This window comes from Aliiglaciecola sp. M165 (assembly GCF_007197995.1).
GTDB lineage: Bacteria > Pseudomonadota > Gammaproteobacteria > Enterobacterales > Alteromonadaceae > Aliiglaciecola.
Genome location: NZ_VKKH01000009.1, coordinates 1 through 21,652, shown reverse-complemented (window position 1 = coordinate 21,652; position 21,652 = coordinate 1). Strand labels below are relative to the sequence as shown.

Annotated in this window: 16 protein-coding genes; 5 read left to right on the top strand and 11 right to left on the bottom strand. The window is 45.0% G+C overall.

Features of this window, described 5'->3' with window-relative positions:
• Window positions 1-31: 31 nt before the first annotated feature.
• Window positions 32-3,190 (bottom strand): DEAD/DEAH box helicase, encoded by a 3,159-nt coding sequence (locus FM019_RS17550; protein WP_185969334.1) that lies wholly within the window; start codon window positions 3,188-3,190, stop codon window positions 32-34.
• Window positions 3,191-3,415: 225 nt separating this feature from the next.
• Entirely contained in the window at window positions 3,416-5,491 is a 2,076-nt protein-coding gene (locus tag FM019_RS17545) for a M13 family metallopeptidase (protein WP_143837273.1), read from the bottom strand.
• Window positions 5,492-5,768: 277 nt separating this feature from the next.
• Between FM019_RS17545 and FM019_RS17540 the strand changes: the two genes are divergently transcribed.
• Window positions 5,769-7,058 (top strand): RNA polymerase sigma factor, encoded by a 1,290-nt coding sequence (locus FM019_RS17540; RefSeq protein ID WP_143837272.1) that lies wholly within the window; start codon window positions 5,769-5,771, stop codon window positions 7,056-7,058.
• 932 nt (window positions 7,059-7,990) lie between these two features.
• On the opposite strand, the gene FM019_RS17535 is transcribed toward FM019_RS17540, so the two are convergent.
• The 7 genes from FM019_RS17535 to FM019_RS17505 all read right to left on the bottom strand — a co-directional run bounded on the left by FM019_RS17535 (window position 7,991) and on the right by FM019_RS17505 (window position 14,498).
• Window positions 7,991-8,347 carry a YciI family protein gene (locus FM019_RS17535; RefSeq protein WP_143837271.1) on the bottom strand — a complete coding sequence of 119 codons (357 nt, stop codon included), beginning with the start codon at window positions 8,345-8,347 and terminating at the stop codon, window positions 7,991-7,993.
• 120 nt (window positions 8,348-8,467) lie between these two features.
• A complete protein-coding gene (locus FM019_RS17530) occupies window positions 8,468-10,192 on the bottom strand; it encodes an ABC transporter substrate-binding protein (RefSeq protein WP_143837270.1) in 1,725 nt (574 codons plus the stop codon).
• Between the two features lie 78 nt (window positions 10,193-10,270).
• Window positions 10,271-10,561 (bottom strand): DUF2160 domain-containing protein, encoded by a 291-nt coding sequence (locus tag FM019_RS17525; RefSeq protein WP_143837269.1) that lies wholly within the window; start codon window positions 10,559-10,561, stop codon window positions 10,271-10,273.
• A 35-nt stretch (window positions 10,562-10,596) separates the two neighbouring features.
• Window positions 10,597-11,415 (bottom strand): carbohydrate ABC transporter permease, encoded by an 819-nt coding sequence (locus tag FM019_RS17520; RefSeq protein ID WP_143837790.1) that lies wholly within the window; start codon window positions 11,413-11,415, stop codon window positions 10,597-10,599.
• A complete protein-coding gene (locus FM019_RS17515) occupies window positions 11,415-12,287 on the bottom strand; it encodes a carbohydrate ABC transporter permease (protein ID WP_143837268.1) in 873 nt (290 codons plus the stop codon). Before FM019_RS17515 ends, FM019_RS17520 begins: the two co-directional genes overlap by 1 nt.
• Entirely contained in the window at window positions 12,280-13,389 is a 1,110-nt protein-coding gene (locus tag FM019_RS17510; RefSeq protein ID WP_143837267.1) for an ABC transporter ATP-binding protein, read from the bottom strand. Before FM019_RS17510 ends, FM019_RS17515 begins: the two co-directional genes overlap by 8 nt.
• A complete protein-coding gene (locus FM019_RS17505; RefSeq protein ID WP_143837266.1) occupies window positions 13,389-14,498 on the bottom strand; it encodes an ABC transporter ATP-binding protein in 1,110 nt (369 codons plus the stop codon). The genes FM019_RS17510 and FM019_RS17505 overlap by 1 nt, the downstream gene beginning before the upstream one ends.
• A gap of 272 nt (window positions 14,499-14,770) precedes the next feature.
• Here FM019_RS17505 and FM019_RS17500 point away from each other — a divergent pair, with 272 nt between their 5' ends.
• Together FM019_RS17500 and FM019_RS17495 are read left to right on the top strand one after the other, a co-directional pair.
• A complete protein-coding gene (locus FM019_RS17500; RefSeq protein WP_260681660.1) occupies window positions 14,771-16,642 on the top strand; it encodes a glycoside hydrolase family 3 protein in 1,872 nt (623 codons plus the stop codon).
• Window positions 16,643-16,696: 54 nt separating this feature from the next.
• Window positions 16,697-17,569, top strand: coding sequence for a family 16 glycosylhydrolase (locus FM019_RS17495; RefSeq protein WP_143837265.1), 873 nt, complete (start codon window positions 16,697-16,699; stop codon window positions 17,567-17,569).
• Between the two features lie 57 nt (window positions 17,570-17,626).
• Here the strand turns inward: FM019_RS17495 and lpxH are convergent, their stop codons facing one another.
• Both lpxH and FM019_RS17485 read right to left on the bottom strand, forming a co-directional pair.
• Window positions 17,627-18,355 (bottom strand): UDP-2,3-diacylglucosamine diphosphatase, encoded by a 729-nt coding sequence (gene lpxH / locus FM019_RS17490; protein WP_143837264.1) that lies wholly within the window; start codon window positions 18,353-18,355, stop codon window positions 17,627-17,629.
• 46 nt (window positions 18,356-18,401) lie between these two features.
• Window positions 18,402-18,899 carry a peptidylprolyl isomerase gene (locus FM019_RS17485; protein WP_143837263.1) on the bottom strand — a complete coding sequence of 166 codons (498 nt, stop codon included), beginning with the start codon at window positions 18,897-18,899 and terminating at the stop codon, window positions 18,402-18,404.
• A gap of 167 nt (window positions 18,900-19,066) precedes the next feature.
• Here FM019_RS17485 and cysS point away from each other — a divergent pair, with 167 nt between their 5' ends.
• Window positions 19,067-20,443, top strand: coding sequence for a cysteine--tRNA ligase (gene cysS / locus FM019_RS17480; protein ID WP_143837262.1), 1,377 nt, complete (start codon window positions 19,067-19,069; stop codon window positions 20,441-20,443).
• A gap of 310 nt (window positions 20,444-20,753) precedes the next feature.
• Window positions 20,754-21,652, top strand: an 899-nt coding sequence (locus FM019_RS17475) for an IS110 family transposase (protein WP_185969333.1), incomplete at its 3' end; no start/stop codon positions are given.

Sequence of the window (21,652 nt, the reverse complement as noted above, 5' to 3'; positions counted from 1 at the left end):
CAAATAGTTAAACCGTGATTTAATCCCTTTTCTAAAACGCCTCAAGTGGCCGCATAAGCATCTTGATATGATCCTGTGTTAAGCGCGTTAAATCACTCTCGCTGGCATCACTTAACAAGGTTTTGGCCAAATTGCTTTTCTGAGATTGCAGTTCGAGAATTTTTTCTTCTATCGACCCCTCAACCACCAGTTTATACACGAACACGGGTTTATTTTGGCCAATGCGATGAGCACGATCTGTCGCCTGATTTTCAGCCGCTGGGTTCCACCAGGGATCACAATGAATGACAGTATCGGCCTCTGTTAAATTTAGTCCAGTGCCGCCTGCTTTTAAGCTAATAAGAAATATAGGGATTTCACTTTGTTTAAATTTAACGATTTGCTGTTGCCGGTTACGTGTCTGTCCAGTCAATTTAGCATAGGTGATTTTTCGTTGGTTTAACGCGCGCTCTATAATTTCCAGCATGGATGTAAACTGTGAAAAGACAATAATTTTGCGTCCGTCTAGTAACAACTCGTCTAGCATATCCAATAATAAGTCGAGTTTGGCAGATGTGTTGTCTTGCTTTTGTTTGACGTTGAGTAAATCTGGATGGCAACAAACTTGCCTTAACTTAAGCATCGCACTGAGAATATCAATTTGACTTCGGTTAATGCCTTTGTTTTGAATTAATGCTGTGAGCTTTTTGTCCATAGAAAGGCGAATGCTCTCATACATTTGTGCTTGTTTACCTTCTAATCGCACCTTGCGAATGATAGTGGTTTTGTCACCCAACTCATCAGCGATACATTCTTTGTCACGGCGCAAGATAAAGGGGCGCAGCCTGTCGTTTAATCCCCTTTGTCGCTCGCGATCTTGATGCCCTTCAATCGGCGTTTTGAAGAGTCGATTAAACTGACTTTGACTCCCTAATAAACCTGGCAGCAACCAATTAAATTGCGCCCACAATTCACCTAAATGATTTTCCATCGGCGTTCCGGTGAGACAAAAACGGTGCTGAGCAGTAAGCTGGGTAATAGTCTGGTACAAGCTGGTCTTAGTGTTTTTAATGTATTGGGCTTCGTCGGCTACAATGGTATGAAAGTCGATTGATATATAGTCATTGATGTCTCTTACTAATAGCGGATAACTGGTGATTACAACTTCGGGTTTAAAGGGCAGGTTTGCTATTGATTGACGCTCATTACCATGGATAAGCACCACGTTAATTTTCGGGGCAAAATGCTTAATCTCAGCTAACCAATTATGTACCACGCTGGTGGGTGCCAATATTAGAAACGGGTTGTCAGTTAGATCCCTTTTTTGTTGTTCAATGCAAATATGGGCAATGCTTTGTACGGTTTTCCCTAAACCCATGTCATCGGCTAACATGCCAGACAAACCGTTTTTAGTATGAAATTGAAACCAGTTTACGCCATCTTGCTGATAGTCGCGCAATTGTCCTTTAAAGCTGTTCGGTATTTTGGCTATTTTTGCTCGATTGAATGTTTCAATTTTTTTAGCAAAGGTTTGTAACTGTTTTATGCCATCGACTGCAATGTGTGTGTCTTCAAACGCCTTGAGTAGTTGATGACTCTGAAACTTCGAAATATTGATTCGTTTTGCGCTTTTCCCACTCGCCGGTAGCGTCAGTTCAATAAATTGTTGCGTCAGCTGTTTCAGCGTGTCAACGGGAATAGAAACATGTTCATTTTCGGCGACAGGCACGTAGATTGGCCGTTCTTGAATCTCAGTTGACTTATGCTCAGGTGTTGAAGTTCGCCAGAAATCAGCAGGCAGCTGCGTGAGAGCCGTGTGCAGTATCGGCGCAAGTGGTACCGATTTACCATTGATTTGGACTCCCATTGAAAGCGCGAAATAGCCATTTTTTTGATCGGTTACTTTAGCTTTGATCGCACCTAAGTCATGGACTTGAAACGGGAACCCTTTAGAACGTTTTATCACCCAACCTGACTTTTTTAAGCGAGGTTGATGATAATGTATGAATACGGCCCAGCTCTCTTTTTCCAGCATAAAGCGGTTATCAAGGTGTTGCGTCGTTTGTTCAGAAGCTTCTTTTAATTGTGCGGTAAAACCTAAAGATTCAAGTGTCGTAATAGCCGAAGTTTCGAATTCGGGTTGGCGAGGAATATTGCCCAAACTTTCTGTCGAGATGTAAAAGCCTGGAAGATTGGCTTCGACAATTGCATCGTGATACTTGAAATTCAGCGTGACATAGGGCTGAGAGGTCAATTCATCAGGTTGGCACAATGTCAGTAAACACCTAGGCTGGATAATCGCATCAACCCATTCAGAGGACTTCCCTTTGCTGCGAGCTTGGGTGGTTCTATTACGGAATAAAGCACTTATTTGTGGCATCACCCAGCTACGCTGCTCAACATTCAATGAAGGCATATCCAACAACTTGTATTGAACATCAGCATCAACGTCTATGTCCAAAGGTACAATTTTGTTGCCTTGCGCATCATAAAGGCTCAGAGGAATCGTAGGTAACACGAGTTGTGATGAAAAACCCTCCGGTAGATTAAGCATCAATTTATATAACCCGCTAGCATCTTGGTTCCAATCAAACGTCGCTTTGTGAGACGACGAATTGCTCAGTGGCGTTTCATGGGAAGATTGCCAATAAGCACACTTGGCCACAATCAGTCGTTCAACAAGATTATAGGAACGGATTGCGCCATGCACAGCCAACTCATTGATCACATCGGCAAGAAGATAGCGCTCATTGCTGGACAACCAAGACCTTTTTAGCATCTCATCTGGGTTTTTCACCAATAAAATGCTTCGGCTTAGCTCGCCACTTTTAAGCCGTTTCACGCGCACAATTTCAACATTTAGTTGTTTGCTGTTTTTCGTTTGGACCAGGCCAAAAAGATAGGCAAGCTCAAAATGAGATCCACGCTCTTCATTGCTCGACTCTGACGGCGAAATCAAGTCGGTTAACCATTGAGTGACGCCTTGGTTGTCTGCTTCATAACCTCGTCCACGTTTGATATAAAGTGCCGCTATGGCTGCGGCATGCTCGCACTGGTAGCCTATTTCGCACGTACACTGGCTATCAACGCCGTTGCGACTGAATGTAACCACAACATCTTCTACTTCATCTTGATTAGAACTAAACACCTGTCCTTGCAGTTTTTCCCGCTCAAACACAACGGAATGCTCAAGTATGCGCCCCTGGCTCATTAAATGCGTTCCTCGTCGCCAAAGGCGTTCGGGGAAACTGTTTTTTAACGTAGAAGCTTTGATCATGATTGCCTGATTCGGATTTCTTCACGATTTATTGAAGGAAAAGGATCCATGTTATGTGAAAGTCGCACGAAAACCTAGCATTGACCGAATTCAATTGTCCTCGATTGAACGGCCATAAAAAAGGGCGCTTAGATAGCGCCCCAAATCAGTTGGCTATGGCTACCAAATCCTTACACGTTCTTCTGGTGCAAGGTACAGAGCATCTTCAGGCTGGACATTAAAGGCTTCATACCATGCATCGTGATTACGCGGTGCCAGCGCTCTGAATCTGCCTGGCGCGTGGGTACCGGCTTTCAACTGCGAAAGCATACTTTGCTCAGTGCGTTTTTCGCGCCAAACTTGTGCCCATGCCAAGAAGAATCGTTGGTCGCCTGTGACACCATCAATGACAGGTGCTTCTTCGCCGTTTAGGCTCAGCTTGTAGGCATGATAAGCCATTGCAAGGCCACCCACATCACCAATGTTTTCACCGAGGCTATTACGGCCATTTACGAAGTTTCCTTCTATCGGCTCGTAGGCACTGTATTGGGCGGCAAGCATATCAGCTTTTGCTTCAAACGCTGCGCGATCTTCATCTTTCCACCAGTTTTGTTGAATACCGTTGGCATCAGATTTAGAGCCTTGATCGTCAAAACCGTGTCCCATCTCGTGACCAATTACGGCACCGATAGCGCCGTAATTGACCGCCGGATCTGCATTTGGATCGAAGAACGGAGGCTGCAAAATAGCGGCAGGGAAAACAATTTCATTGAATGATGGATTGTAATAAGCGTTGACACGCTGCGGTGTCATACCCCAACGTTCGCGATCGGTTTTCAACAACTCTTTGGACGCACTGTCATCACGGAAAAACTGGCGCATTCTTACAATGTTACCAACCAAATCATCTGCTTTGATTTCTAATCCGTCAAAGTTTTGCCATTGGTCTGGGTAACCAATTTTAGGGCGAAATGCTGCAAGTTTTGCTTGAGCGTTAACCTTAGTTTCGTCGCCCATCCAGTCTAAGTTTTCAATACGTTCGCCCAGTGCCTTACGCAGGTTTTCTACCAACTCAGCCATCTGCTCCTTCGAGCTTGCTGGAAAATGTTTTTCAACATAGGTTTTGCCAATCGCAAAGCCTAAGGATTGGGTGCCAGACATATCAGCGATAGCGCGTTTCCAGCGAGGACGGGGCTCTTGTTGCCCGCTAAGTGTTTTTCCATAAAAGTTGAAGTTTGCAGTAAACACGTCGTCTGACAAGAATCGTGCATTATTCGATAGCGTGTGATACGTCATATAATCTTTCCAAACCGATAAAGGTTCGGCATTAACAACACCAATTACGTCTTTTATTGGATCCGGTTGTGAAACATTGATGTGAGGGATTTGGTAACCGGTTTGTGCAAAATAGGTGTCCCAATCAAAATTCGGGTATTCGGTGTTCAAGTTTGCCCGGTCTACCTGGTTTAGCGTCAGGTCGCGATTACGACGTTTCTCACGTGGCCATTGAACTTCAGCAATTTTGGTTTCCAGTGCCATTATGTCTTGTGCTTTTTGCGCGGCATCTTCGACCTCGGCAAAATTCAACATCTCTTCAATGTGTGCCACATAAGCTTCGCGAATTTTTACAAAGCGTTCAGTATCTTCAAGATAATAAGAACGATCTGGCATACCGAGCCCCGCCACCCCAATCGACATTTGGTATTGATCAGGATCTAAGCGATTGAACCACATGCCACCGGCAATGGGACTGACCGAGCCATCTAACCAAGAGCGCCCGAAAGCTTCGGTCAATTGTGTTTTATTTTCGATATTGTTTATACGCTCAAGCACAGGCGCGATGGGCGTAATACCCTTAGCATTCGCTGTCTCTGTATCCATATAGGAAGCATAGAAATCGGCAATCATTTGTTGTTCAGCGTTTAAGTTCTGTGCGCTGGCAACTTCGTCAATAATCGCTTTGATTTGTTTTTCGCTTCGTTCAGCAAGTTTGTCAAAAGCGCCATAGCGTGTTTTGTCGCTAGGCATTTCGAAATTGCGGTACCAGGTTCCACCGGCATAGTTGAAAAAATCGTCACCGGGTTTAACTGATTCATCTCGCGCATCAAGCTCGATACCAAAACTGCCTAGTTCGGCATTGGTTACCTGTTCAGTTTGTTGTGCTGGCGATTCAGATTGGGTTTGCTCTGCGGGTTTGCTACATGCGCCTAGGATAAATACAGAAGCCACGCTTGCTGCTAGTAGGGTCTTTTTCATACTTCCTCTTCACTGTCGTTATTTTGATGGTGTCTTCCTATATGCGACTGTGCTTAGAAAAGCTCACTCTCAACAGGCCCATTTCTAATTTAATTCACTAAACTAATGAATTTTGCGACCAAATGACAGATTTTTAGGTTAAAACCTGCATTTTTTGCGGGCAGTTACATGGCGTATATGTGATATTCAGTGTTCGGATTGGGTGTGAGAACAGTGAAGCGAATTCCGTTAAAGGATACACTTGCTTCAAGATAATTAGGAAAGCTTCGCGAAGAGTATGACTGTACAAAAAAGACCGGACAAAGTGTCTTCGTTGTTAGCGGTGATTCAGCAACAACAGTCTCCGAAATTATTGGCAGTGCTCGTGCGAGTCTTTGGCGCACACAATCTTGAACTCGCCGAAGACGTGTTGCAAGAGTCGATGGTCAGCGCTCTGGATCAGTGGCAACATGATGGAGTGCCCGATAACCCAAAAGCGTGGTTGCTCAAAGTGGCAAAAAATCGCGCACTGGACAAGATCCGCCAAACCCGTACCCAGATAAAATATGCACAAGAGTTTAGTCATGTTCTACAAAGTGACTGGACAGCCAACAGCACATTGGATGCCTGCTTCTCTGAGGAGCGCATCCAAGATGACCAACTACGTATGTTGTTTATGTGCAGCCATGAAGATATTGCTCCCCAAAATCGATTGCCTTTTATGCTTAAAACCTTATGTGGATTGAGCATCAGCGCCATTGCTAAAGCCTTGTTGCTTAGCGAGGCAACGGTTAAAAAACGTTTGCTTCGTACCAAACAAAAATTAAAGGAACATCAATTTCGTATTCCCGAAGAACAGCACTTACCTTATGCGTTGAATTCGGTTCATACCACCTTGTATTTATTATTTAACGAGGGTTTCCATAGTACGAGTGACAAACATCGTACCGATACCATGCTGTGTAAAGACGCTCTGGCCCAAACTCAACTGTTAATGAGTGAAAAAAATATCGCCAATCAAGACACTTTTGGCCTGAGTGCATTGATGCAGTTCCTCATGGCCAGATCGGAATCAAAAGTGGATAGCCAAGGAAGGAATATACCTATTGATGCTCAAGACCGAAGTTTATGGGATGGCGAGCAAATTGTTTCTGCTTCGGCGTTGCTAGACTACGCGACACATATGAACAAGCTGGGCACAGGGAGATATTTTCTAGAAGCATGTATTGCACAACAACATTGCATTGCTGCGAGTTTCGAACTTACTAACTGGCCGCGAATATACGCGCTATATCAGCAATTGTTTATCGTAACAAAATCACCAGTTACTCAATTAAACCTAGCTGTCGCGCAGGCTTATTGCGGCGAAGTTGAACAAGCTATACAAAGCGTTGAGCGTCTAAAATCTGAGCCGATTTTTATACAATCTCATCTGCCATTGGCTACGCTTGCCCATTTGTACGCGATGAAGGGCAATAAAAACGCAGCACATCAATGCGCGGATGAAGCCATTAAAAAAGGCGGAAGTAAGCATGAAAATGCAGTCATGTTGTCACAGATAAATAAGTTGATAGGTGAGAAGGGGTAGGGAGTTATAATCTGGTGCGTCTTCTCCGAAGTATAATTTGGCACGTCGTCTCCGAAGTATAATCTGGTGCGCCATCCTTGAAAGTTTAATTTAGCGTATCGTTCCCGAAGTTTAATGTAGCACGTCGTCCCCGAAACGTTCTTGATCGGGGATCTCTATGGGTATGAAGAGATCTCCGATAAGAGCGCTCGGAGATGACGTAATTGGAGCGCTCGGTGATGACGTAGTGAGCACGTTCGAGATGAAGTAATGGACGCGTTCGGAGACGACGCTAGTAAATTAGTTCTTCCCCGAAGTTTAATTTAGCAAGTCGTCCCCGAAACGTTCTTGATCGGGGATCTCTATGGGTATTAAGAGATCTCCGATAAGAGCGCTCGGAGATGACGTAACGGACGCGCTCGGAAATGACGTAATGGACGCGCTCGGAGACGACGCTAGCAAATTAGTTCGTCCCCGAAGTTTAATGTAGCACGTCGTCCCCGAAGTTTAATTTAGCACGTCGTCCCCGAAACGTTCTTGATCGGGGATCTCTACGGGTATTAAGAGATTTCCGATAAGAGCGCTCGGAGATGACGTAGTGGGCACGTTCGGAGACGACGCTAGCAAATTAGTTCTTCCCCGAAGTTTAATGTAGTACGTCGTCCCCGAAACGTTCTTGATCGGGGATCTCTACGGGTATTAAGAGATCTCCGATAAGAGCGCTCGGAGATGACGTAACGGACGCGCTCGGAGATGACGTAGTGGGCACGTTCGGAGACGACGCTAGCAAATTAGTTCGTCCCCGAAGTTTAATTTAGCACGTCGTCCCCGAAACTTTCTTGATCGGGGATCTCTATGGGTATGAAGAGATCTCCGATAAGAGCGCTCGGAGATGACGTAGTGGGCACGTTCGAGATGATGTAATGGACGCGCCCGGAGATGAAGCCGCAGTACTACTCCGCCCCTGGGTTAGCGACTTCGCGGATTTCTACAGTGATGTCAGGGTACAGAAATATCGGACAGTCCTTGGCAATTGCAATCGCTGCGTCCATGTTGTCTGCGCGCACTATACTAAAGCCGGTGACCAGTTCTTTAATTTCAGCTAAAGATACATCCGTCACAACGCCGTCACCTGTGAGATTTTTGCCAGAGTAGTGCAAAGGCGAACCACCAGTAGAGAGTTGTCCTTTTGCTTCTAAATTACCCATCCATTGTCCCCATTTTTCCATGGTCGCAGCCAGTTCTTCCGGAGAAGTTTCGGTCATCCAGTTAGGGTTACCACCTTTGTAAATCAGCATATAGTCATTCATTTTTTAATTTCCTTAATAGTTCTCATTGATACGGCTAACAACGATTTTGTTGTTTGCCTATTTCAATGACGTATCAACGTTAAAAAAGGAGACACTGTCTAACATTATTTTTCAAAAAACTTATTTGTCAGATTGCCAACTTTTGAGCAATTCATCGTAAGCGACGGTTTGACCTTGGGGTTTTTCGTTAGCCAATTTGGCTTTGGGGGCGCCCGGTTTATTCAACCAATACTCTGCGCTTTGTGGTCGATTAAGTTTTGGTCCACATTCACCTTGAACATTTGCGCGCTGCAATCTTTGCAAGATGCGATCTTGTGCTTTGGCTAAACCGTCAAGGGCTTGTTGAGCAGTGCTTTCGCCACTGGCGACCTCAGCAATATATTTCCACCACAATTGCGCCAACTTGGGGTAGTCGGGCACGTTAGTGCCGGTAGGTGTCCATTGTTTTCGTGCTGGGCTGCGATAAAACTCCACTAATCCACCGAGTTTGGGTGCCGCGTCGGTCATTTGCTCAGAGTCAATATCTGATTCTCGGATGGGTGTTAATCCAACTAAGGTTTTTCTCAAAGATACGGTTTTGGAAACAGTAAATTGTGCGTATAACCAGGCAGCAAGGCGACGTTTAGCGGGCGTTGAATTAAGAAACGTCCATGCACCGGTATCCTGATATCCCAGTTTCATGCCTTCTTCCCAATAGGGCCCTTTAGGGGAGGGCGCCATGCGCCATTTTGGGGTACCGTCTTCATTTACCACTGGTAATCCTTCAGTGTTCATACTGGCGGTAAATGCGGTATACCAGAATATTTGTTGGGCGATATTACCTTGAGCGGGAACCGGTCCCGCTTCAGAGAAGGTCATGCCTTGGGCCTGTGGAGGGGCGTAGTTGCGCAACCAGTCCACGTACTTTTGCGTGGCATACACCGCAGCAGGACCATTGGTAGCGCCACCACGTTCCACACTTGAGCCTACTGGTTGACAACCTTCAACACGAATGCCCCATTCATCTACCGGTAACCCATTTGGGATCCCTTTGTCTCCCGCGCCTGCCATCGAAAACCAGGCATCGGTAAAGCGCCAGCCCAAAGAGGGATCTTTTTTGCCATAGTCCATGTGTCCATAAACACGTTGCCCATCAATATTTTTCACGTGCAAACTGAAAAACTCGGCAATATCTTCGTAGGCAGACCAATTAACAGGTACACCCAACTCATAACCATAACGCTGTTTAAACTGTTCTTTTAGGTCGTCACGGGCAAACCAATCCGCTCTAAACCAATACAAATTTGCAAATTGCTGATCCGGTAATTGATATATCTTGCCATCTGGACCTGTGGTGAAACTCAAACCAATAAAATCGTCTAAATCTAGGGTGGGTAATGTGAGATCTTTGCCGTCAGTCGCTATCATGTCAGATATTGCCACCACTTTTCCGTACCGAAAGTGGGTGCCAATTAAATCTGAGTCGTTAATGTAGGCATCATAAATATTACGGCCCGATTGCATTTGAGTTTGCAGCTTTTCGACAACATCACCCTCCTGTATCAAGTCATGGGTGACTTCAATTCCAGTGATCTCAGCAAAGGCTTTGGCAAGCACTTTGGATTCATATTCGTGGGTCGCAATGGTCTCTGAGGCAACGGATATTTTCATCCCTTTAAATGATTCGGCCGCATCGATAAACCAGCGCATTTCCTGCATTTGTTGCTCGGGCGTTAAGGTTGAATCACTAAATTCTGTCTCCAGCCATTTTTTCGCCGCCTGTTCATCGGCTAATGCTGGCAACACACTAACGCTTGTTAAGCAAACGCCAAGTGCGACAGAATTGAGTAGCATTTTTAATTTCATTTTTTATCCTTTTACCAAATCTAAAAAGTCTAGTTATTCGAATTTATTTGAATCCAAAGGGTAAATTGAGATAACTATTTAACCCCATTTCAGCGTCACCAATAACAGGGTGACAGACAGTCCAAAAGCGGTCCATATGCTCCATTCTGTTGCACCGACCACTGAAAGGTGAATAAAACCACTGGTGATCAAGCTGATAAACAAACGGTCGCCTCTAGTTGTCGCAATGGGTAAAAAGCCCTTACGTTCGGTGCAAGGTCGCTTGATTTCCCAAATAGTCATACAAACAAGAATAGACCCTATTCCGATGAAAAATAGCGCGGTAGGTTGAGTCCAGGCCATCCATCCAAAAAACGAGACAGTTTCCATTACATAGGGTTCCTATTCATAGTTGTTGTTGATGATTAGACTCTGCCCAAGGCAAAGCCTTTGGCCACATGATTACGCACAAACCAGATCACCAGTATGCCTGGAATGATAGTGAGCACGCCGGCGGCGGCCAACAATCCCCAATCAATTCCGGCCGCACCAACAGTGCGCGTCATAATCGCCGAAATGGGCTTTGCATCCACAGAGGTTAAGGTTCGTGCCAACAGCAATTCAACCCAGGAGAACATAAAACTAAAAAATGCGGTGACACCAATACCTGAGCGGATCATCGGGACAAAGACTTTGACAAAAAAGTGGCCAAAGCTATATCCATCAATATAGGCAGTTTCATCAATTTCTTTTGGCACGCCAGACATAAAGCCCTCGAGGATCCAAACGGCCAATGGAATACTGAACAAACAATGGGCCAGGGCAACAGCAAGGTGGGTATCAAATAGACCCACCGACGAATACAACTGAAAAAATGGCAATAGAAAAACTGCCGGAGGTGCCATGCGATTGCTCAAAAGCCAGAAAAACAGATGTTTGTCTCCGACAAATTTGTAACGACTAAACGCATAGGCAGCTGGCAAGGCCACAACCAATGTGATCAGGGTATTCATCACCACATAAATCATCGAATTAACATAGCCCATGTACCAAGAGGGATCGGTAAATATGGTGACGTAGTTGTCAAAGGTGAATTGCGCAGGCCATAGGGTTAATTGGCCAAGAATTTCTTCGTTAGTCTTAAAAGACATCATCACCAACCAATAAATTGGCAACAATACAAACAAAAGGTATAGCAACAAACCTAGCAACTTGCGCACGGAAAACGCGTTGGCACCGATCATCATTGACGCTCCTTATCCATATGCGTGATGGTGGTAAAAAACAGCCAACACACCAACAGAACTATCATGAAATAAATTAGCGAGAAAGCCGCTGCCGGGCCGAGATCGAATTGACCCACTGCCATCTGCGTCAGAGATTGACTTAAAAAGGTTGTGGCATTTCCTGGACCGCCGCCCGTTAACACAAAAGGTTCGGTATAGATCATAAAGCTGTCCATGAACCTAAGCAACACAGCGATAACTAAGACACCTTTTAAACGCGGCAATTGAATATATCTGAATATCGCCCACCGAGAAGCCCGGTCAATCATTGCGGCTTGATAGTAAGCCTCAGGAATGGCGCGTAATCCTGAATAACACAGCAAGGCAACTAAGGGTGTCCAGTGCCAGACATCCATCAACAATACCGTTAACCAGGCATCTAAGGCGTTTGCGGTATAATTGTATTCAAAACCCATCGCATTAACAGCCCAGCCAAATAAACCAATATCACCGCGGGCAAACACCTGCCAGATGGTACCCACCACGTTCCAAGGGATCAAAAGCGGCAGTGCCAGCAAGATCAATACTAATGATGTTTTCCAATTGGCTTCCTTTGGCATCAATAACGCCACTAAAATACCCAATGGGATCTCAATGGCCAAAACCGAAAATGAAAAGATAAATTGCCGTAGTAGTGAATCATGTAGTCGCGTGTTTCGCAGTACTTCTTGGTACCATTCCACGCCAACAAAATAGGCGGTATTTTGGTCAAAAATATCCTGAACAGAATAATTTACCACCGTCATCAACGGAATGATTGCTGAAAATGCTACCAACGCAAACATTGGCAACACTAACCACCATGCTTTATTGTTGTGGGTTTTATTCACAGGAATCTCCCTCGATTGGAGATTGCGCCTCACCGACTAAGTACTCGTCGATGTAAAGCTTCAAGTGATCTGCGGGCAATTCGAAATGCAGATTATTGCCAGAAATGAGGATATGTTCTGCTGCGCGGATCTGCCATCGAGTCCCTAAAAACCTCACAGTGACAATCTTATGCGTACCCAAATCTTCAATAAATTCAATGTTTGCCTCGAAGCTGTTTGGTGCACCAGGCTCAACAATATTGATAAATTCAGGGCGAATGCCGAGTTTGATATTTGAACTGGATGATTGCGTTATTACATCGAGTTGCGCGGCTGTTAGATCAAAGAGCGTATCTTGAAGCGCTACGCCGTTATTTCGTTTTTCTACCGACAAAAAATTCATGCCGGGACTGCCAATAAAATATCCCACAAAGGTATGATTTGGCTGTTCAAAAAGCGACTGGGGTGTGCCAAATTGCACGATTTTTCCTTCGTACATCACGGCAATTTCGTCAGCAAAGGTCGCCGCTTCTAATTGGTCGTGGGTAACGTAAATCATTGTGATATCCAGCTTTTCATGGATTTCTTTGAGCTTGCGACGAAGCTTCCATTTCAAATGTGGATCGATAACCGTTAAGGGTTCATCAAATAAAATGGCTGAAACGTCCTCTCGGACTAATCCTCGACCCATGGAGATCTTTTGTTTGTCATCGGCACTAAGATTTTTAGCCTTTTTGTGCAAAATATCGCTGAGATCCAATAGCTGCGCAATTTCGTTAACTTTACGTTCAATCTGCGCTTTTTCTGTTTGCATGTTTTTAAGTGGAAACGCGAGGTTTTCCCGTACTGTCATGGCGTCATATACCACAGGAAACTGAAAAACTTGCGCAATGTTGCGTTGTTGTGGCGAATGCTCATTGACCCGTTGCTGGTCAAATAAGACTTCGCCTTGAGAGGGCGAAATCAATCCAGAAATAATATTCAATAGGGTACTTTTTCCGCAGCCAGAAGGACCAAGTAACGCGTAGGCCCCGCCTTGTTTCCAGGTATGATTTAACGCCTCCAACGCATAGTGTTTGCCATCATAGGAATGGGCCAGATCGCGAAGTTCGATATTGGCCATCAGACAACTCCCTCAATGTCATGATTGACTTGACTGGGCACACGCAAGGCTTTGCCTTGTGGGTCAAATACAAAGAGTTTTGATATGGGAACAAACAAAGACAGCTTTTTCTGATTAGAAAAGGTGTGAATGCCATTTAAATGCAAAACCCAGTTCAACCGCCCAAATTCTCTATAATCAAAACTCACATGCAGATATGTCTCTGACGCACTTATCTCAGCCAAATCAATATCCGCTTCTATTTGCATACTTTCTTTGTCTAGCGGATGCAAGGAAACCTGATCCGGCCGCACGGCAATTATACTATCGCCATTGGCAAGTAATTTATCGCCAGCTAAGCCGCTCAAATTGATATGTTCGGCACAAACGAGGGCTTTGCCAACGGCTAGGCGATTTAGCGGCGGTTCGTGATACAAATCAGCCGCATTGAGATCCACCGGATAATGGAACTGCTCAAGGGCAGGGCCGCTTTGAAGCACTTTACCTTCATGAAGAAGTGTTGTTTGACCGCCTAATGCCAGGGCCTCGTGTGCTTCAGTGGTTGAATATATGACAATACTGTCTCGCTGCTGGGTAATTTGCTTTAGCTCTATACGCAAGGATTCACGCAATTTGTAATCTAGATTCACCAAGGGTTCGTCAAATAAAATAATTTGTGCGTCTTTGACCAACGCTCTGGCCATGGCACAACGTTGTTGCTGACCACCGGATAACTCTAGCGGTAAGCGCTGCAAATAGGGGGAAATCTGCAGCAACTCTGCGGTTTGTTCTACTCTGCGTTTTATTTCATCTGGTTTAACCCGATTAAGCTTTAAAGGTGACGCAATATTTTCCCAAACGGTCATATGGGGGTAGTTAATAAACTGCTGATACACCATGGAAACATTACGTTTTTGCACTGGCAGGGCAGTAATATCCTTTCCATGTAGCATCACTTTTCCGTTGCTTGGCTGTTCTAAACCTGCAATAACCCGCATAAGTGAGGTTTTTCCGGCAAGGGTTCTTCCCAGCAGCACATTAAATGCGCCTGGCGTAAATTCTAAATTGATTTTTGCCAGGTAATCAACCTGATCAATACGCAGGTCTAGGTCAAATAGCTGAAGCGCCAAAGTGTGTTTCCGATGTTGTAAAAGCTTTTATTTACAAAAACATAACATAAAGTGCTTTGTCTGACAGCGAATTATTTAATTGTTTCAAAAGGAAAAGTCACTTCTTGCACGCACGCTATTTGTTGCATGATTGTTACCTGTTCATGTGCCCACCAATCCCTTTTATCGCAAAACGCTGTGAAACCTAAGTCCATCCGATATGCTGGAATAATAATCTTAGTATGAATGATTAACTGATATTCGAATCATCAACAACATTGAAAGGACATGATATGAATGTGGCTGAAGTCGATTCTGCTCACCGTGCATCAAAATTGACAATTGGATTGAAGTCTTTCGGACTGCTTTGTTCATTCAGCATTTTAATGAGTTGCGCAAATGTCCCCGTAAAGCAGGCTGAAGAACAACCGGAGTTGATCTGTAAATGGGGGACGCAGCAATTTGACTTGTGTCAATTTGACACTCAGCAAGAACGCATCGATGCGCTGTTGGCTGAAATGACTCTGGATGAGAAAATAGGTCAGATGACCCAATCTGTGTGGCACAACAATGTCACCCCTGAGGTTATTCAACAAAAAGCCATAGGCTCTATTATTCATACCGAAGGTCCAACGCCCGGCCCCAGTGCGCTAGACTGGATCGCAAATTTTAATAACTTCCAATCCCATGCATTAAAAACCCGTTTAGGTATACCGCTGATGATCGCCGTAGATGCGGTGCATGGGCAAAATACCTTTGAAGGTGCAGTCATATTTCCTCACAACATTGGTATGGCGGCGACACGAAATCTCGACCTTATCAAACGTGCTGCACAAATCACTGCGATTGAAGTCGCAGGCACTGGCTTTAATTGGACATTCTCACCCTGTATTGCCATGCCGCAACACGAGCATTGGGGCAGGGTTTACGAAGGCTTTACCGAGGACCGTGACCTGACAACAGCGGCAGTGATTGCTTCAATTCAAGGGCATCAAGGCAGCAGTTTGGCGCATCGACATACCATTGCGGCCACTGCAAAGCATTACATTGGTGACGGGGCAACCGAAGGCGGAATTGAAGGTGGTAATGCCATCATATCCGATGAATTACTACGTGAACGTTACCTTCCTCCTTACGCAGAGGCGGTCAATCAGGGGATCGCGTCAATTATGGTCGGCTTTAATTCCGTAAATGGCATTAACATGCACCAACATACGCATCTGGTTACCGACGTGCTAAAAAATGAACTGGGTTTTGATGGCGTGGTGCTGACCGATTGGAATGGCGGTATTCGTTTTGGTGAACCTCATACTGTGATAAATGCTGGCGTCGACATTGCCATGCAACCAGGCAACCACGAAGAGTTTATGGGCAAACTTAAAGCATCAGTTTTAGACAACATTGTTCCCATGACCCGCATTGATGATGCAGTGAGACGAATTCTAAAAATGAAGTTTGAATTGGGTCTATTTGCTGACCCCTTTGCGAAAAGTGAGTATGCCGTCAAAGTCGGAGCGCCATCCCATCGAGCCGTCGCACGACAAGCGGTAAGAGAATCTTTGGTATTACTAAAAAGTGACAATAACGCTTTACCACTTAGTCCGGATGAAGCCATTGCGGTCGTTGGTGAGCATGGTCATAACAGCGGATTGCAAAGTGGAGGCTGGTCGATTCATTGGCAAGGTCAAACTGAAAGCTACCTTGGGGCCACAACAATTTTAGACGGAATAAGCGCTGTAGCCAATCAAGTTGAATACGCACAAAATGGCTGTTACGAGGGAATGGAAGCACAAAAGGCCGTGGTTGTGGTGGGCGAAAAACCCTATGCCGAAGGCGTGGGTGACACTGATAAACTCTACTTAACAGACGAACATAAAGCGTTAATTGCTGGTTGCAAAGCTCTGAATAAAAAAGTGGTCGTTGTGCTCATTTCCGGACGGGTGCTATTAATCAAAGATGACCTGGAACTCAGCGATGCTTTTGTTGCGGCATGGCTTCCTGGCTCTGAAGGGGCAGGAGTTGCTGACTTCTTGTTTGCTGCCGATGGATTTAAACCAGTTGGCAAATCCCCGTTTTCGTGGCCGGAAAAGTATGAAGACATTCCCATTGAAGCAGATGCTGAGCATGCATTGTTCAAATTTGGATATGGACTCACCAATTATTAATCACGCTCTAGAAGTCAAATGATAGCGCAAACCTAAATATTAACTGGAGAACCCATGAAAACTCTCACGATAACACTCGCTGCATTACTTTTAACTGGCTGCACCGGGTTGTCAGACAACTCTTCAGAAAATGCCAGTGCAACGGATCCAGTGGTTGTAAACAGCAACGAATGGCAAGTCGACTTTTTTGATGATTTTGACAGCTTCAATGAAGACAATTGGCAAGACCAACGAATTTGGGTGAACGACGAAAAGCAGTGTTACGTTCCCAATGGTGAATACGGTACGCGAGAAGTGAGCGATGGCACACTCAAGCTAAAAGTCGTTAACATAGGCGATCCAATTAGTTGTGACAACCTCGACAAGTTTGGTAAGCAACATCCCGATACGCCATATGTTGCAGGAAGAATTGCGTCTAAAAACCGCAAAGAGTTTATTAAAGGCAGGTGGACCGCTCGACTGAAACTATGGAGCAGCGGGGAAAAAAGTATGTTTCCTGCTTGGTGGCTGTTAGGTGCTCAAAATAATGAATCACCGGTGCAAGAGGCGGATGAAAATGTGTGTTGGCCGCTGACAGGATCTGGCGAAATCGATATTTTTGAGCATCATGGAGATCATGACGCAGACAAATTTACCACGGGTGCTATTAAAAGCTTAGGAGAGTGTGACAAGGGAGACTGGTGGAGTTTGAGAACCGACATCAAAAACGACTTAACAGCTTATCATGAATACTCTGTTGAATGGGAAGGTAGTGACCTCGTTTATCGGGTTGATGGCAAAGAGGTATACCGAAATGTTGGCGAGGGAGACAAGTACCCCGAGCCATTATTTGCCATTCTCAATTTCGCCAAGATCACAGACTCACCAATGACAGGCGAATGGGTGATGGAAGTGGATTGGGTGAAACACGAAAAACGCGTGAAATAATGTTCTAAATTCGTAGCATCGCAGTTTCTTCTGCGATGCTACCGTGTAGATAAAAACTTAGTGTATTAACGTTTGCAGTTCAAAGGAGTCTGCAGACACTTTTAATACACTGCCTTGATCATACCAATCTCCCAATACAATGCGTTGGGCATCCTTCCCGTCAACTTGATGCTGATGAATAAACGGACGATGGGTATGGCCATGGATCATGCGCAGAACCCTGTGTTCACGCATAGCTTTTACAACTTCCTCTGGCGTCACGTCCATAATGTCCATGGTTAGCTTTGATTGATTTTTCTGGCTTGTTTTTCGCCCGTTCTCAGCTATTTTTTTGCGAGTAGACAGCGGTAATGCCAGGACCATTCTCGGCCACCACCAACCACGGGCTTTTTTGCGGAATTTTTGATAAACCACATCTAAGGTGCAGAGTTCATCGCCGTGCATTATAAGAGTAGGAGTTCCATATAAATCTACAACGTGTTGCTCGTCCAGCAATGTCATGCCGGCACGCTTTGCAAAGGCTTGCCTGATCAAAAAGTCTCGATTCCCATGGATAAAATATATAGGAACACCTTTATCCGCCAGGGCTTTGAATATTGAAGCTATATGTTCGTTAAAATCACTGCGATCATCGTCACCTATCCAATATTCAAACAAATCCCCTAACACATACAACGCATCTGCCTGGTGAGCTTGCTCGGATAAAAATACTTCAAGGCATTCGGTAATGTCTGGCCTTTCAGCACTTAAATGTAAATCAGAAATGAAATAAGTGAACGCTGTCATAAATCGATTCAAGGTAAAGGCTGGTGATAACCCAGCCTATTTGCAATTATTCTTCAATTAGCTCTACTTTTTGGATAACGACATCTTCGACTGGCACGTCTTGATGCATACCGTGTCGACTGGTTTTGACGTCTTTAATTTGCTCAACCACGTCCATTCCGTCGGTAACTTCGCCAAACGCGCAGTATCCCCAAGCGTCCATTGATTCACCGCGGAAATTCAGGAAACTGTTGTCGCTGACATTAATAAAAAACTGTGCGGTAGCTGAATGAGGTTCATTGGTGCGGGCCATCGCAATTGTGCCTTTATTATTCGCCACGCCATTGTTCGCTTCATTTTCAATCGGATCGTTTGGCGTTTTTTGCTCCATGCCCGGTTCAAAGCCGCCGCCTTGGATCATAAAACCGTCGATAACGCGATGGAAAATGGTGTTGTCGTAATAGCCATCTCGTACATAACTTAAAAAGTTTTCCACGGTCTTAGGGGCTTTATCAGCAAACAGTGTAAGCGTGATAACGCCATAATTAGTGTGAAGTTTTACCATCTAGGTATCCTGTCGAAGTAAGTTTTTTAATTTTGTAAAGCGCGCTAGTGTATAACAAATTTTAAATTAGTTCAGTAAGTGCATTTTTTCCCAGCAGACCGGTTTATGTCGGGTCTGGAGGGTGCTAGAATCGCCGTCACATTGATTGAACTTGGAAAAACGACAGAATGCAACAGATATACAATACCCTTACTCGCAAAAAAGAGACCTTTAAGCCGCTAGTCGCTGGAAAGGTAGGGTTATATGTGTGTGGTATTACTGTTTATGACCTGTGCCACATGGGACACGCCAGAACCTATCTCAGTTTTGATCTTATGGTGCGTTATCTACGTCACAAGGGATTTGACGTCAATTACGTGCGCAATATCACCGATGTTGATGACAAAATCATTCAACGAGCCAATGAAAACAGCGAAACGGCAGACGAGCTTACGGCTCGCACCATCGCGATGATGCATGAAGACTTTGCATCAATAAATCTGTTGGAACCCGATATCGAACCTCGTGTAACAACGCATATGCCAGAGATAATTGACGTTATTCAACGGTTGATTGACAAAGGGCACGCTTACCAAGCGCCAAGCGGCGATGTGTTGTTTGATGTCAGCACCTATGAGGCCTATGGCAAGCTAAGTCGACAAGATTTGGAACAGCTCAATGCTGGAGAGCGGGTTGAGGTATCGTCGGATAAAAACGATCCGCTGGATTTTGTGTTGTGGAAAACGGTTAAACCCGGTGAACCATATTGGGAATCGCCTTGGGGAGATGGACGCCCTGGCTGGCATATTGAATGTTCAGCAATGAACAGCAAACATCTTGGTACTCACTTTGATATTCACGGTGGTGGTTCTGATCTGATTTTTCCTCACCATGAAAATGAAGTAGCGCAATCCTGCTGTGCCTTTGATACCCCGTACGTCAACTACTGGGTGCATACCGGAATGGTTCAGGTTGATCAGGAAAAGATGTCAAAATCTCTTGGCAACTTTTTCACCTTACGTGACGTGCTAAAAGAATACGACGCTGAAACCTTACGCTATTTTTTGATGTCAGCTCATTACCGTAGTCAGTTGAGCTATTCAGAAGACAACATCAAGCAAGCCAAATCAGCGCTAGAACGTCTTTACACGGCACTACGTGATGCCGAGCCTGATATGAATGCAGACCTGGCTAAAGGTAGCTATCTGAAACGGTTTGAAACAGCTATGGATGACGACTTTAATACGCCGGAAGCCTTTGCAGTATTGTTCGATTTAGCCAAAGATTTGAACAAAGCCTCTGGTCAAGAAAAAGCAGAGCTAGGCGGCGTGTTGAAAAAACTGGGTGCTGTGTTGGGTATTCTGCAACTTGAACCCACCAGTTACCTGCAAGGTGGCAATTCAGATGATGATGAAGTTGCACACATCGAAGGTTTGATCAAAGCCCGTAACGACGCTCGTGCCAACAAAGACTGGCCTGCCGCCGATCAAGCGCGTGATGCACTGGCTGCACTTGGCGTAGTACTTGAAGATGGCGCTGGTGGAACAACTTGGCGTAAAGGGTAGCCTTTACGCTGTCAAGAACAGTGCGTCAGCTGGCGCACTGGTTCTGCGTTTTTAGCGTTCCTTTCGATTTGAATCCAAATTATCCTCGCGATTCTAATGCATATCATCACCTCGATTTTAATTCACTTCATCCTCGCGAATTAATTCCTCGTCATCCTCGCGAATGCGGGGATCTTTTCAAATGCGACATTTGAATTGGGAGATACCCGCCAAAAACACGCGGGTATAATGTAATGGACCCACCCTTTTATACGGCTTCGCAATGAGCCATGATGAATTTGAACAAACATCAAACAAGGGTAGGTCCGATATGAAGATTACAATAGCTGGGTTAGATATTGCAAAAACTGTTTTTCATTTTTACGGTGTGAATCGAGCAGGCAAGCTTGTGAAGAAAAAACTACTAAAGCGAGGGGCGTTATTGCCCTTCTTTGCTCGGCTGGCGCCTTGCACTGTGGTGATGGAAGCGTGTGGAAGCGCTAACCACTGGCACCGCCAACTCAGCCATTTAGGCCATCAGGTCAAACTGATACCTCCTCAACATGTGGTGGCATATCGTCGTAAGAACAAAAATGATTTTAATGATGCTCAAGCCATCGCTGAGGCCGCACAGCGAGACAATATGACGTTTGTTGAAGCCAAGACCATTGAGCAGCAAGACATTCAGATGTTGTTGCGTATCCGCGATAGACAGGTTTGCATGCGCACCAAGCTAAACAACCAGATAAGAGGTTTGTTATCTGAATATGGGCTCACACTAGCCCAGGGTAAAGCGGCTCTGACCAATCAGTTACCGGATATCATTGAAGATGCCAGCAATGGACTGACTCTGATAGCCAGGTCGGTATTCAATGAGTTATATGACGAATACTGCTTACTCGACAAACAGATTACAGCATGTGAAAAAAAGATAACGTTGCACACCAAAGACAATCCGGTGTGTATTCGCTTACAAAGTATCATTGGGATTGGCAAGCTGACCGCAGCGGCCTTATATGCCGCCGTCAATGATGCCAAGCAGTTTCACAATGGACGACACTTGTCCGCTTGGTGCGGACTGGTACCCAAACAGTATTCTAGTGGCGGGAAAACCGTATTACGGGGTATCAGTAAACGAGGGAGCCCTTATTTACGTAGTCTACTTATCCATGGAGCACGAGCGGTTTTGCAGTATTGTCCAGGTAAAACCGACAGGCTCAGTGTCTGGGC